General features: G+C 64.0%; 13 protein-coding genes. 3 read left to right on the forward strand and 10 right to left on the reverse strand.

The genetic code is table 11. The annotated features are described in order from the left end of the window. Positions 1-92: 92 nt before the first annotated feature. Positions 93-566: an LpqN/LpqT family lipoprotein gene (locus G6N59_RS16375; RefSeq protein ID WP_234884466.1), complete on the reverse strand. Its 474-nt coding sequence runs from the start codon at positions 564-566 to the stop codon at positions 93-95. Between G6N59_RS16375 and G6N59_RS16380 the strand changes: the two genes are divergently transcribed. Continuing rightward, entirely contained in the window at positions 478-738 is a 261-nt protein-coding gene (locus G6N59_RS16380) for a hypothetical protein (protein WP_163910723.1), read from the forward strand. The two genes, G6N59_RS16375 and G6N59_RS16380, sit on opposite strands and share 89 nt — an antisense overlap. 89 nt (positions 739-827) lie before the next feature. On the opposite strand, the gene G6N59_RS16385 is transcribed toward G6N59_RS16380, so the two are convergent. The 6 genes from G6N59_RS16385 to G6N59_RS16410 form a co-directional block, all read right to left on the reverse strand. Beyond that, on the reverse strand, positions 828-1109 hold the full coding sequence (locus tag G6N59_RS16385) for a hypothetical protein (RefSeq protein ID WP_163911375.1): 282 nt from the start codon (positions 1107-1109) through the stop codon (positions 828-830). A gap of 338 nt (positions 1110-1447) precedes the next feature. Continuing rightward, positions 1448-1783 (reverse strand): hypothetical protein, encoded by a 336-nt coding sequence (locus G6N59_RS16390; protein ID WP_138233277.1) that lies wholly within the window; start codon positions 1781-1783, stop codon positions 1448-1450. Between the two features lie 55 nt (positions 1784-1838). Next, positions 1839-4016 carry a glycine zipper domain-containing protein gene (locus G6N59_RS16395; protein ID WP_138233278.1) on the reverse strand — a complete coding sequence of 726 codons (2178 nt, stop codon included), beginning with the start codon at positions 4014-4016 and terminating at the stop codon, positions 1839-1841. A gap of 61 nt (positions 4017-4077) precedes the next feature. Further along, entirely contained in the window at positions 4078-5325 is a 1248-nt protein-coding gene (locus G6N59_RS16400; protein WP_234884450.1) for a hypothetical protein, read from the reverse strand. 2 nt (positions 5326-5327) lie between these two features. After that, positions 5328-6023, reverse strand: a complete 696-nt coding sequence (locus tag G6N59_RS16405; RefSeq protein WP_138233279.1) for an MspA family porin — start codon at positions 6021-6023, stop codon at positions 5328-5330. Between the two features lie 1037 nt (positions 6024-7060). Beyond that, positions 7061-8338 (reverse strand): MCE family protein, encoded by a 1278-nt coding sequence (locus G6N59_RS16410; RefSeq protein WP_138233280.1) that lies wholly within the window; start codon positions 8336-8338, stop codon positions 7061-7063. Between the two features lie 912 nt (positions 8339-9250). Here G6N59_RS16410 and G6N59_RS16415 point away from each other — a divergent pair. Continuing rightward, positions 9251-10162: a ketopantoate reductase family protein gene (locus G6N59_RS16415; protein WP_138233281.1), complete on the forward strand. Its 912-nt coding sequence runs from the start codon at positions 9251-9253 to the stop codon at positions 10160-10162. Positions 10163-10250: 88 nt separating this feature from the next. Here the strand turns inward: G6N59_RS16415 and G6N59_RS16420 are convergent, their stop codons facing one another. From G6N59_RS16420 to G6N59_RS16430, 3 genes are all read right to left on the reverse strand, one after another. Continuing rightward, on the reverse strand, positions 10251-10874 hold the full coding sequence (locus G6N59_RS16420) for an NADPH-dependent F420 reductase (RefSeq protein ID WP_138233282.1): 624 nt from the start codon (positions 10872-10874) through the stop codon (positions 10251-10253). A 153-nt stretch (positions 10875-11027) separates the two neighbouring features. Further along, a complete protein-coding gene (locus G6N59_RS16425) occupies positions 11028-11453 on the reverse strand; it encodes a nuclear transport factor 2-like protein (RefSeq protein ID WP_138233283.1) in 426 nt (141 codons plus the stop codon). After that, on the reverse strand, positions 11450-12391 hold the full coding sequence (locus G6N59_RS16430) for an SDR family oxidoreductase (RefSeq protein ID WP_138233284.1): 942 nt from the start codon (positions 12389-12391) through the stop codon (positions 11450-11452). The genes G6N59_RS16425 and G6N59_RS16430 overlap by 4 nt, the downstream gene beginning before the upstream one ends. 231 nt (positions 12392-12622) lie before the next feature. Here G6N59_RS16430 and G6N59_RS16435 point away from each other — a divergent pair, with 231 nt between their 5' ends. After that, positions 12623-13090: a MarR family winged helix-turn-helix transcriptional regulator gene (locus G6N59_RS16435; protein ID WP_138233285.1), complete on the forward strand. Its 468-nt coding sequence runs from the start codon at positions 12623-12625 to the stop codon at positions 13088-13090. Positions 13091-13120: the final 30 nt, after the last annotated feature.

Genomic DNA, 13120 nt, shown 5'->3' on the forward strand with positions numbered 1-13120 from the left:
CGCACACCGATCTCAGAACGCGGGCTCGGCCGAATTCATGCTGACCAGCGCACCTAACCGACGATCGGTCCAGCGTCTCAGGCCAAAACCGATTACTGCCCAGTCCCATGACTGGGCAGGATGAACTGGAAGTTGTCCAGAATGGCCTGCTTGTCGGCGATGTACGCCGGGTTATCCGGTTCGCTGGTCTGCACGGTCAGTGTTGCGGCCCATACTTTGTGCCCGTCTGCCGCGGCAGTGACCAGCGCCGTCACCGCGTGGCCTCGAAGCGTGTAGGTGATCGTTGCACTCGGGTGCCCACACACGGTTCCCGGTGTCCGACTCGCAACAGCGATGCCGTTCTGCGCAGCGCCGGCGATCTCGGCATCGATGCCTTGCTGGGCATTGGCGACCTTGCCGGTCAGATCTTCCAGGGTCACTACCGCGTTCGGCGTGAAGTCGTTGGCCCGCAGCGCCTCGTTGGCAACGAGCCCACGGATGACCGGTGAATCCATCGAAGCCGAATTGGCCCACCCCGACGGAGTGGGAAGTGCCAACGTCGGCTCGCCGGGTGCCTTCGGATCCAAGGTGGTCAGCGGGACATTTCCAGTCGTGCATCCGACCGCGCTGGCCCCAGCCGACGACGACACTGCAGTTGTCGAGGCCGCCGAGCTTGACGCCCCGGTCGCCGGCTGTTGCGACGAGCATCCCGCGGCCACAACAACCACGCCACACAACACCCCGAAAATTCGCTCATGACTACTCACCGGCCACCTCTTTCCATCGCGCTATCCCAATCTTCAGTACTTGTCATGCTTATTACGACTCTTGCGCAGTCGCCTCAACGGTCAGGTGATTTTTGCCAACGATTCACTGCCTAACGGTGTATAGCGAAGAACAAACAGGAATCGGGCAAACAAGAACACAAAAATGTAGCCGAAGGCAACGGCGAAGTTGGGGGACACGAATAGGAACAGTGCTGCAGCACCAACAGGAGCCAACCACGAGCGCGCGGTCGGCATCTGTTTATATGCGTCGTTATTCGAGTTGAATACCGGCGAGACCATGACTACATAATTCAGGACCAATACCAGGTAAAACAAGGCCTTGAGTACTCCCGCGGCCGTCATGACGGGCCAGCGGTGAATAAGCTGGTGTACCGGCGCTTTACCAGCTGAGCGATATTTAGAAGAATGATAAATGCACCGCATAGTGTGCCGATTCTCAATGGTTGCGACTGCATTAATTCGTACATTCCAACAGCGCTCAGCAAAAGGAAAGCAACACCGCCAGCAGCCAGGGCAACCAAGTGCGCCAGCGATATATTAGCACTTACCTGCAGAAGAGTAAGCGTGACGAGCAGCCCGATACATCCGACTACCACCGACGTTATCGTTAACATAGGCCAATTCCCGTTCCCATCAACCGATTAAATTCCGCGGACACCATGCGGGCAGGTGAAGCACCTTCAACGGTTCGCCTCGTCGCCGCTGTCCTTCATCCGTTTTTCATATCGATTCACCCTCTTTGGCGCATATCCCACCCGGCGCGCTATCCAACTGCATAGTCTATTTTGAACATCAGTAGTGAAGAAAATGGCGATCGCCCTGAATCCAAGTACGATAACGACACTTCCTGCCGCTATTGCAGGGTTCGGCGCCACCAGGAAGAACAGCAGGGATACACAAAGTGGCAGTATCCATGACGTCTTCGAAGGCACGGTTTTATGAAAGTCGCCCTTGAAGGTAAAAGCTATCGCGACAATGAAGTTGACGATTGCAACAAGCGCGAACGCACCCGTCATACCGTGGCCACTGTGCTCCATGACATCCCTCTACCTAGGTGTTGAATCAATCCTCTCACCAACTAAAGAAGTCTCCGACAGCGCTCGCTGCCGACGACAGTGCCGACCCGACCGACCGGGCCCCCTTGCCGAGCGCTTCTCCCGCTACAGAACCAAAACCACTGCCGAGGAACCCGCCGACGACGCCGCCCACCACGCCGCCAATAACGGTGCCCGGCCCGGGAAGAAAGGACCCGATCGCAGCTCCGGCCAGCGCACCGGCTTCGGCCCCACCCCAAGCGCCAAGCAGGGACCCCGCAGTCTTACCGACCGTTTCAGGTATCGGGGCACCATTGGCCAACTCGTAAACGGCCTGTCCTGCCTCCAGGACGCGGCCGATATTCGTAAATCTCTTTCCTGCTTTTTCGAGCGTTTCCGCAGTTTCCCGGGTCAGCGCCCCCACACTCTTTGCGTTATCACCCCAGTGAGCACCGGTGGGGCTGTATTCAGCACGGGCAGTCAAACCGTCACCAAGTTGGCCCATATGGAAATCGGCGGGTAACGGATCAAGGCTTTCCCCGCCCTTCTCCGCCAGCTTTTCTGCGCCTTGTTCCCGGGCCTTAGTCGACTGCTGCGTCGCTTGTTGCGCAGCTTGTGTGCTGCGTTGGGTGGTCTGCTGCGTCGCTTGCTGAGTTGCCTGTTGACCTGCTTGTTGACCCGCTTGCTGTGATCCTCGTCGGGTGGCCGCGGCAGCTAGGTCAGTGGGGTCTATGGGGTTGTTGGGCTCCTTTTTCGGAGTGGTGGGTTTCTGATTGGGCGGCTGCTGCTGGAGGGTTTGCCCCTGCTGTGCGGGTTGGTTCTGCTGAGCGGATTGCGGCTGCCCTTGGGGTTGCTGAGCCGGTTGTTGGGCGGGTTGTTGCGGCCCCTGTTGGACCGGGGCTTCCTGCGCCGGCTGTTGTGGTGCTTGCGCGGGCTGCTGGGCCGGGGCTTGCTGGGACCCAGCGGGTGCCTGCTGAGGTGCGGGCGCCTGCGCCGACGGTGGGGCGTCGTAGTTCGGCGGCTGGACACCGTTGGCCGGCGGGCCGGGTTGACCTTGAGCGGGGTATTGGGGATAGCCGCCCTGCGCCGGGCTTTGACCGGTGGCCGGGTTGTACAGCGAGATGCCGTTGCTCTGGTCCAGGCCCGGGTAGGAGTTGGCTCCGCCTTGGTATTGCCCTGGAGGGTCGGGCATTTGGGGCGGCTGAAACTGTGATCCATTGGGCCCGAACGAGTTTGTCCCGCCGTTGCCGCCGCCGCAGTCCGGTGGGCAATCCGCGCGGGCACGGGGCACCGCGCCGGGCCCGGTGTAAGCATCGGGGACGGCCAAACCGAACGCGGTGGCCGAGAACCATAGCAGTGCAACGACTCCGGCTCCGGCGGAGATCTGGCCCATCGGGGTGGCTCCGCCACCAGGGGTGTGCGGCCGGTGCGCCCACGTCCACCACCCGGACAGGGCACCCCACCACCAGGTGTTCGCCAACAACCCGGCGGTCAGGATGCCCACGATCGCGGTGAGCGCGGCCCATAGGTCATCGCCGGCCAGCCACCCCGTCACGTGGGGCACGATGTACCCGGACAAGGCAATCACGGCGGCGACGCCGGCCAGCAGCATCAAACCCAGGCCCGGGCGTGAGGACCACCAGGACGCCCACCGATCACGAACAGAACCGCCGGTGGTATCGGCGCCACGCGGGCGGGCACCCGAACTCGACCACACCAGCCCGACAAGGCTTTTGGCGCCGCCGAACAAGAGTGCTCCGGCGACGGCGATCAGCGCGATCTGGACCAGCGCCGAAATCAACGTCCAGCTCTCGGCGGCGCCGGTGGTGTGGGCCCACCAGGCGGCGGCATTTCCGCGCAGTACCCACCACACCCCGACGGCGCCAAGGACTATCGCGGCGAGCGCGCGCACGAGGGCCGGCACCCCGGACGCCGCCATGGCTGCGGCCGCGATGATGGGGGCCAGCGCCCTCTGCAGCAGGGTGATGCCTTTACCCAGAGCGGTGAACGCCGCCAGCAGCAGCACCACAGAACCCACAGACACGCCGCCCGAGGAGAGCACGTGCAGCCCCCAGACCCCGGCGACAAGAAGAGCTGCCCCCGTGGTCCCGGCAGCGAAGCCCGTCAGCGCCGGCGGAGCAGCAGCGTTCGCCGCCGCAGGCTCGGTGACTGGCTCGACGATATCGTGGCCGCCACCCGTGGTTGTCGCGCTCATGCTCTGGCCTTTCGTCCCGGCAGGAGACCTGCGAAAGCTACAGTGCTGGAGCCTGTTTTGGTCATTCGGGTCCGCCTGCCATGTTGGCTTTGGCCCAGGCGACTTCGTCAGACGCGGTCCGTATGCAAGCGTTGTAGTCCTCACCGGTGGTTCCGAAGACGGCGACGCATTGGGCGGACATATTGGCCAACAGACGGTCGTTGCACGAGTCGACGCTGGTGTGTGCAGGAGTGCCTGCCAGACAAAGCTGTTGGGTTTGGCACGACGCGACGAAGTCGGCGGCCCGGCCGTCGCCGGCGGCGTATTGGTTGGGTCCGCCCTGGCAGTTCCCGGAGTGCCGCTGCGCATACAGTGCCGGGTCAACACCGTCGGGGCGATGGGCCCCGGTGGGGTCAATGACGTAGTTGGCCGGTTTGGTGATCACGTCAATCGGCGCCCGAGTCCCCGGTGGCAGACCGGCCCAGTCCGGCGATAGTGCGCCGGTGGTGGGAATGTCCGAGGCCCGATACGACAGCGCGATGGTCACCGGGAAGGCGAAGACGTTGGCCGGGCCGAGGTCGATGGTCAGGTTGGATTGCCCGGGCGGGAACCCCGGTCCCAGCGTCGGCGTGACCGATAACTCCGCGTGGTTGGCGTCGAAGGCCGTGGGGATGCTGAACGTACCGATCACCCGAGCCGGATTCCCTGGTGCCGCATCCGTTTCCACCAAGACGGTGTTGATACCTTGGCGTAGATGGGTCGCGCCGGGGAGTTTCACCCCGATCGGGTAGGTGCTGCCCGAGAACACGGTCTTGCGCGTGATGGTGATGTCTGTGCCGCCGCCGGCGAACGGGATGACTTGGTAGTCAACGTCATTGGACCCGTAGATCGCACCACCATCGGCGGTCCAAGCGGCTGGACCCAGGCCGAGCTCGCCGGGTAGGTGGATCGCCAGCTGCCGATTCGGGTGCGCGGTCGGGACGAAGATGCCGTCTTTGGCCCACATCGGCACGGTCACTGCACTGCGCTCCCCCTGGGCGGCCAGCGGCCGTTCCATGCCAGCGGTTTCCCCCTGTGGGGTAGTGGAGGAAACCCGGGCGCCACCAATCGGATTCACCCGTCCCGGATCGGCTGGCATAGGCCGCGGCACCGGCACCGGTATCGGGGGTGTCGGCGCCGGTGCCGCGGGGTCTGCGGCGGCGGTGTCGACATTGACGACTCCACCGCTGCTCATCATCAGGAACACCGCGGCGACGACCGCCATCCGTCGGCGAGTTGGACGGAACGACTGTCCCGAACGTTGGTGTCCTGAACGCAATGCGTGTGCCACGATCACAAGTCCTTCGGCTCGCCATAGAGGGTCTGAGTGTCATTGCCGTTGTCGGTGCGCACCCGGATCGTGGTGTACGACTGAATCTTCACCTGCCCGCCGCAGCCGTCGGCTTCGATGTTCTGCTCGCGCAGATTCGATACCGCGTGCATGGTGCGCAGACTGATGCGATCCATCGGAACCTGCGCCAGCCCACCGGGTTTGAGCAACACTCGGATATGCCCTCCCAGATGCTCCTGCACGCCGAGGGTGGCCCCTGCCGAAGCGCCGGCGAAACCACCGCCACCGCCGCCACCCCCACCGGCGCCGCCCTGGCCCTGCCCAAAGCCGCCGCCGTAAACCTGTCCGTTGATCTGCTGATACGGATCAATCCCCGCGTCAACGCCAACCTCGACACCGGGTGAGGAATCGGTACGGCATCCGACGAAGTAGCCGGATTCAAGTTGGGCGTCCTGGATTGGCGAGCCGCCGCTGCCGGTGATCCGTGCCTCCGACCGCAACGTGACCCTGGCCTGCCAGGAGTTGGACGCGCCGGCCAGATTGTCGATGTGATCGATGACCTCGTTGGTGGTGTTCACATCCACCACCCACCCGTCGTCGGTGACGAATTGAGTCCACCGATCGGGCATCGACTGTGGTTCGGCTACTGCGCCCGGCGCCGCAAACGTACACGATACTGCAAACACAGCGAACACCATGAAGCCGCCATATAGCGATCGAGCAGTCCCCCGACTGGCACTCACGAAGTGATCCTCCCCCTGCGAAATCCGGCCAAGCCCCCCAGCTGCCTTCATATTTCGCCTACGCCGCGAACGTTCCCACACTTGTCGACGTGCGTCAACACGAACGGTCCTGTAATCCAGCAGCTAACATGACAAACCAAACCCAGCCGGCCCATACACCGAGTCGCCTGGCACCGTTACGGGTTCGATCACGGCGTGCCGCCCACCGCCCCCTACTCCGCTACCCACGCCGTCCCGAAGCGTTCGTCACCAGGTCTGGCGGGGATTGAACGAGCCGACCGGCAACCCCTCGTTGTACCGGTCGGCTCATGCCATTGCGCGGTCCATCGACGCCGGCGACCCAATACATCCCGCAGATGACGAGCGCGGCGACGGCCAGCAGAGCCACAGCCGCCCGCCGCCAATGGCCGCTAATCCACCACAGCCGGTCAGCCGACAAGACGTCCCCCATCGTGAATCCCCCTTGCGCGCAGCGGTTCTCCGCGAATCTGCGGATCACGGCAAATGGTTCTGCAAGTTGTAGTCGGCAAACCGATACCCAACCGAACGCCACTCGACGGTGATTTGGAGCACAAAGAAAATGGTTGAAGCGCCGCAGTCTTCGAGGCAGCTGCCACCTTCCAGCGAAACGCCCGCAGCGCCAACAGATGTGCCTGGCAGGACGGAGGTCTTGGTGCCACTCGGCCCGCACACCGTGGTCGGCTGCGGCCTCAGTCGATCAAGGTGCGGACCATAGGGCTGGCATCAGCAGATCGCTTCTGCACCGCAAGCTCGGCTTTCGGCAGATGCCATGACGTCCACCGGACGATTGGATCGGTTACTCGGCGTTGGCTATCCGGCGGGCGGCTCCTACCGCAACGCCGAGGTAGCCGAAGCGCTGGCCGGATAGCGGCTGTCCACGCAGTTTCATCTCATGGACCGAGCTGGCCGTGACGTACTGATCCCGTGGGGATACCGGGGCACCCCACCTATGCCGTCGGGCGACTCTTGGGTCACGGATTGATGGTGTAGTCCCCGTCTTGACGACCCCAGACGTATTCGGACGCGAACGGCGAACCCAGGCCGAAGTGGTTGTACGGCGCGATTGACGCGCCTGTGTCCATCACCATGTACGGCATCGGCCAGATGTCCTTGCTGACCGTCCAGCAGCCCGGGCGACCCATCGGACCGCCGGAGGCATTGATCCGGGGCAGGTTGTCCGGATAGACGTAGGAGTTGGCGGCACCGACCAGTTCCTGATTCATCGCCAGCGAGTAGCCGTTACCGCCCACACCCTTGGCCGCGGCCGGCGCACCGGTGGCGAAACCGCGGAACATGCAGTCGAGCTCAGGGCTGTACTTGTCCAGCAGGGCCGAGGTCGGCAGCAGGTCCTCGGCGCCCCGGGTCAGGTAGGGGCCGCCCCGTTCGACGATGTCACCACCGGTGTTGCCGAGCCCGACCGAGGCCATCAGCGCCTTGTCCAGATTGCCGCTCTGATCGTTCAAGGTACGGGCCGTGGTGACCGCGCTCGCCAGGCCGTCCCACAGATCCGGGGATGCGTTGGCGTACACCTCGGATAGGTCGGCGACAGCCTTGACGTCGTGCCGGAAGATCGGCATCCGCTGGTTGAGGTCAGCCAGGATGGTGTTGCCGTTGACCAAGGACTGACCGAACTTGTCACCCAGGCCGTCGAGAGCCTGGGCCGCCGCGGTTAGCGTCTGGTTGAGCTTGACCGGGTCCACCTGCCCGGAGATCGCGGTGATGGTCTCGAACAGCGTGTTGAATTCGGTGGTGACGCCCCTGGCGTTGATCACGTCACCGCTCTTGAGGCGCTGCGGCGACGGGTTCGCCGGCGAGGTGAACGAGATGTACTTGTTGCCGAAGGCGGTGGTGGCCAACAGTTTGACGTCCACATTGCCGGGCAGCAGGCCCAGGTACTGCGGATCAACGCTGAGGACGAGTTTGGCTTGAGTCTGGCCGTCACTACCGCTTTGGGCTTCAGCGGCCTGCAGCCGGCCGATCGGCACCCCGTTGTAGGTGACCTTGGAACCCGGATCCATCGACAATCCGGACCGGTTGTACATCACATACAGCACGTCCTTGGTGTCGAAATAGCCTCGGAACTGGCACCAAGTCAGCGCCAGCACCAGCACCACGAACAGCGCCAACCCCACCGCAGCCGCGCGGTACGGCGGCGACCGGTCAGCGTTCAACGGGGCGTGGACCTGGCCCTCGGCGATCGGCGGCGGTGGCAACCCATCGACGTGTTCCGTCGAATTGGGACCCGCCATCGCACCTCCTTGCTGACTCGCTGGCGCCAAGCGCTCTGTCATTAAACGCTGTATCTGGGGCTTGTCGAAACCTGTTCGCCTGCATGGTGTTCGGGCTCACATGGTCCCGCTTGACGTGTCAGCCGTCACGCAGATCGTATCCAGCGAAATCTACTGCGCGCTGATGACCTCGAGATGCCGCAAACATCGACATGGCATGCTCGGTTGTGGCACAACGCGATTACTGGGGAACACCACCGGTGGCCGACTCCGGGCCGACGCAGTTTCGTGAGTTCTTCGAAAAAGCTCACGTTCCGGTGCCGACTTCGTTGTTTGCTGTGCGCTAGGTCACCGTCGGATGACATTCGGTTTCGGGACGGACTCCCGACTACAGCTTGCAGAACGTGTCTGACATTGCTGTCGGATATCAGACCGCGTGGATTCAGAGGGAACCGTCGTGGAGGAGTTTTCGCCGGGCGACAGTCGTGGTGGAGTCGTAGTCGTTGGTGGCGGGTGCCCGCAGCTTTGGCGGTCACTATCGCGCTCACCACCTGTGGGATATTTTGGTTAGCTGGCGCCGATCACCCGCGCTCGGAGCGAGACGCCGGCGCATCACCTGCACAGCGTTTCGCCGATGCGGCGGCGTCGGTATTCAACGGGTCAACGCTCATCGAAAAATGAACAAGCCCAAACGTCGCTGTCTGGATTGCGTTGTGTAGAGCCATGATTCTCACTGGCGGCTCGCCTGGCGTCACTCGCGACCTGCGCCCAGGCGCGGGTGACCGTGGTCCCGGTCAAATCAGCACACACGCAGCGAACGCTCACAAAGCGCGCCCATTGCGACCGGATTCGGTCCGCATCCGGGGATGATCTGATAAGTGGCGGCAGCATTTCGAGAGCTATGCCGCAGTATTCGACCTAGAAGGTGCCGGGATGCGGATTTTGGTGGTCGGGGCAGGTGTCATCGGCAGTGTCTATGCCGCAAGCCTGCTGGAAGCAGGTCATACGGTGACGGTGTGCGCGCGGGGACGCCGACTCGCCGAGTTGCGTACCGGCGGCCTGGTACTGCAGGACGCCGCAACCGGTAGGTGGACCACCGAGAAGGTGGATGCCGTCGCGACGCCCGACGGGGTGGCGTGCGACCTTGTGATTGTCGCGGTGCGCCGCGATCAGATGGTCAGCGCCGCTCGGCAATTGGCGGCTATGGAAGCTGATGCGATGTTTTTCGGCAACGCCGCGGGCCTGACCCAGAGCCTCGCGGTGGCAATGGGCCATCCGACGATGTTCGGATTTCCTGCGGCCGCTGGGGTGCTCAAAGACGCGACGGTGCGGTTTGTGCCGATCCGCGCGCAAAAGACCATGGTGGCCGACTCGGATGGTCGAAGATCAGCCCGGCTACGCCGCATTGCCGAGACGTTCGACTCTGCGGGATTCGCAACAACTATCAGCACCGATCCCGAGGGGTGGCTGACCGCACATGCCGCGTTCGTCGTACCGATTCAGCTGGCCTTGCGCCGTGTCGACGTTCAGCCGCGGCGGCTGGCCGCTGACCGGGCGCTTCTCACGACGATGGTGCGAGCCACCCGGCAGGCCTTTCGCGCCCTGCTGTCTGCGGGCAACGCCGAGATTCCCCGCAACCTGCGTGCGCTGTATCTCCTCATGCCAGAACGCTTCGCGCTGTGGTACTGGCGCAAGACCTTGAGTGGCCCGCGCGGCGAGCTGTGGTTCGCCGCCCATACCCGCGCTGCACCAGAAGAACTCGCCTCACTCGCGAAGGCGTTGCGCGCCGCTATCGGTGCCAGCGCACGCACCGCACCGGATCTCGAAGCATTGCTCACCAGTTGACGCGGACTGTCGCCTCCGTTGACCAGTACTTCGAGGGTTGCTTGCTTGCTCGTCGTCCACTTCTCCGGACGGGTGACGATGTTGTGGTTCAGCCGGGGACGGTGACGTCGAGGGCGAAGTCGAAGTTCCCCACCCCGTGTTGTGCGAGACCGATCATGACCAGGCCCGTTCCTTCCAGGTAGCGCGCCATGGTCAAGCCGCCGACGTCGAGCGGGCGCAGTGCCAGGCTCTCGATGAACTCCGCGACGCGGGCCTTGGCGTGCTCGTCGTCGCCGGCGATGAGGACGTCCATCGAATGGCCCTTGGCCAGGACAGCACCGAAGGTGGTATTGAATGCCTTGACCACGCTGGCGCCGGCCGGGGCTTGCGCGGCAACGTTCTGCGCCATGGAGGTGCCGCCGGGGATGGCGAGCCCGTCGGCGGTGGAGTTGACGGGGTTGCAGATGTCGACGATCACCTTGTCCGCCAGTGCATCTCCGTACTGGGCGACGACGGGAACGACGTTGGCGTACCCGAGGGCCACGATGACGATGTCCCCGGCCGGGACGGCACCGAAGTCTCCGGTCGTGGTGCTGCCGCCCAGATCTTTGGCCAGGTCGGCGGCCTTGGACTGATCGCGGCCGATGATCTCGACGGTGTTGCCGCCCGCAACGGCCAGCGTGGCGATGGTGCGGGCCATGTTTCCGGTGCCGATGATGCTGATGCTGCTCATGAGATGTCTTCTCTTGCTTAATGATTCGAAGGATGGCTCCCTGCACCCGAGGCTCGGCTCGGTGACGTTCGACATAGCCGGGGGAAGGTGTCGAGGCTGATGGAAGTGACTAACTGGCCGAGGGCGTCGTGAAAGAGGGCGCGGCCTCGGCCGTCACGACCCGCTGGTGCGGAGTTCCCAGGCCGGCATGTCGATTGCCTGCGCCAGGTTGCGTTGCAGCGCGACTCCGTCCGGCACGGTGCGGTAGAAGATGCTGACCTCGGCGATCTTGGCGTCGGCGTCGAGCAGGACGAAGAAGATGCCGTTGACCGCGGCGTCGCCGACTTGCAGCCGGAAGTGTGCGGCGTGGTGGGTGTCGCCGCTGAGGACCTCCGTGTAGGTGTCGTCGGCTGACAGTGCGTTGACCCTTGTTATGGTCTCCACGGCGGCCGCGCGGCCGGTGACTGGCTCGTCGCCGAACGGGCCGTACAGCATCACGTTCTCGGCGAGCAGGCCTGTGAGAGTGGCTTTGTCTGCGCCGCCGTTGATGCAGTCGACGAATGACTCCAACGTGTCACGGTGGGGGGCGAATGTGGTCATGCCGCCGCCACCGGGAAGTAGTGACCGTTGTCCAAGTCCGCGAACAGACCGGGCCCAACGGGGTACCAGCCCAGGGTTTGGCGGGTGATGAGGCTGCTCGCCGGGAAGGATCCGGTGACCAGATTCATGAATTGGCCGAAGTATCCCGGCAGCATCAGGACATCCATGGGGATGCTCACGGTGGGCATATTCAGACGACGGCCGATGGCCTCGGCGATGTCGCGGAACGGGACGCCCTCATCCTGAACCGCGTGCCAATAGCTACCCGCCGGACCCTTCTCCAGCGCCAGGCGGAACAGGGAGGCGACATCGCGGATGTGGACGGCGCACCACAGGTTCGTGCCGTCTCCGGGGTAGCCGGCGACGCCCTTCTCCCTGGCGAGCGCGATCAGCCCCGGCAGGAAGCCAGCGTTATCGGTCGTATCGTGCGCGATGAGCGGAAGCCGCACGATTGAAGACCGCACTCCTTGCTCGGCGAGGCCAATGACGGTTCGTTCCACGATGTTACGAGCCCGCAGCGTGCCCTTGTGTTCCTCCCCGCTGGGAAGGGCCGGGTCTTCCTCGGTGGCCGGCCGGCCCAGGCTTCCGGGCGAGCCGATGCTGCCCGCTGCGACGAGTGGCTTCCCGGTTCCCGCGAGTGCCTCGCCGTAGGCGAGCATGATCGGCAGCTCCGCGGCGGCCACGGCGTCCATCCCGCCAGTCGGAAGCAGATCTTGCCGGTGCGCGACGTGGATGACGCCATCGGCGTCCGCGGCCGCTTCCTTGAGCCCGTCAAGGTCTTCGAGGCTGCCGCGACGCACCGTCGCACCGAGCGCGGACAGAGCCTCTGCGGAGGCGTCCGACCGGGCCAGGCCGGTGACGTCGTGCCCGGCGGCGATGAGTTCGGGGATGATGTGTGAACCGGCATGGCCGGTTCCGCCAGTGACGAAAACGTGCATGTGACTGTCCTTCTCAGATGGGTGAAGTGCTGTGCTGCTGGTGTTCTCTCGCGCCTAGAACGACGAGCGTGGGGCGAGATTGTGGTGGTGGTGCGCTCAGGCCAGAGTCCCCACGCCGATGATGCTGATGCTGCTCATGAGGCATCCCGTCTAGACTCACAGCGGAAAGGTTGACTCCTCAACCATAATTTGATTGGTAGATCTGTCAACCAAATGAGAGGCTGGAGGACGATGGAACCGAACTGGCTGAACGCGCAAGAAGCCCGCGCCTGGCGAACCTTCGTCGATGCGCATTACCGACTCGAGTTTCACCTCGCTCGACGCCTACAGGAATCGGGCCTATCCGGGGCCGACTACGAAGTCCTGGCGTTACTCTCCGAGCACGACGGGGACCGCATGCCTTCCCATCAGCTACGCAACGCACTGGGCTGGGAGAAGAGCCGTTTGTCCCACCAGGTGCGGCGCATGCAGACCGACGGGTTGATCAGCCGTGAACCCAATCCCGGCGACGCCCGCAGCACCATGATCTGCCTACTGCCGGCCGGCCGCGCTGCCATCGAGAACGCGGCGCCGGGGCACGTGCAGGACGTCCGCTGCAACTTCGTTGATCTGTTCACCCCGGCCGAACTCGACACGCTCACCGCCCTCAACCAACGAATCTTGCACCACCTGGCCCAAGTCGACGACTCCTCCGAATAGCGCACACGAGCGACGACACGTGCCCCGTCG

This window comes from Mycolicibacterium aubagnense (assembly GCF_010730955.1).
In the GTDB taxonomy this organism is placed as follows: Bacteria; Actinomycetota; Actinomycetes; order Mycobacteriales; family Mycobacteriaceae; genus Mycobacterium; species Mycobacterium aubagnense.

Coding starts and splice junctions, on each gene's coding strand:
- G6N59_RS16390 (WP_138233277.1), bottom strand. CDS start 1,783: ATGACGGGTGCGTTCGCGCTTGTTGCAATCGTCAACTTCATTGTCGCG.
- G6N59_RS16380 (WP_163910723.1), top strand. CDS start 478: ATGACCGGTGAATCCATCGAAGCCGAATTGGCCCACCCCGACGGAGTG.
- G6N59_RS16395 (WP_138233278.1), bottom strand. CDS start 4,016: ATGAGCGCGACAACCACGGGTGGCGGCCACGATATCGTCGAGCCAGTC.
- G6N59_RS16410 (WP_138233280.1), bottom strand. CDS start 8,338: ATGGCGGGTCCCAATTCGACGGAACACGTCGATGGGTTGCCACCGCCG.
- G6N59_RS16425 (WP_138233283.1), bottom strand. CDS start 11,453: ATGACCACATTCGCCCCCCACCGTGACACGTTGGAGTCATTCGTCGAC.
- G6N59_RS16420 (WP_138233282.1), bottom strand. CDS start 10,874: ATGAGCAGCATCAGCATCATCGGCACCGGAAACATGGCCCGCACCATC.
- G6N59_RS16430 (WP_138233284.1), bottom strand. CDS start 12,391: ATGCACGTTTTCGTCACTGGCGGAACCGGCCATGCCGGTTCACACATC.
- G6N59_RS16435 (WP_138233285.1), top strand. CDS start 12,623: ATGGAACCGAACTGGCTGAACGCGCAAGAAGCCCGCGCCTGGCGAACC.
- G6N59_RS16385 (WP_163911375.1), bottom strand. CDS start 1,109: ATGACGGCCGCGGGAGTACTCAAGGCCTTGTTTTACCTGGTATTGGTC.
- G6N59_RS16405 (WP_138233279.1), bottom strand. CDS start 6,023: ATGGTGTTCGCTGTGTTTGCAGTATCGTGTACGTTTGCGGCGCCGGGC.
- G6N59_RS16415 (WP_138233281.1), top strand. CDS start 9,251: ATGCGGATTTTGGTGGTCGGGGCAGGTGTCATCGGCAGTGTCTATGCC.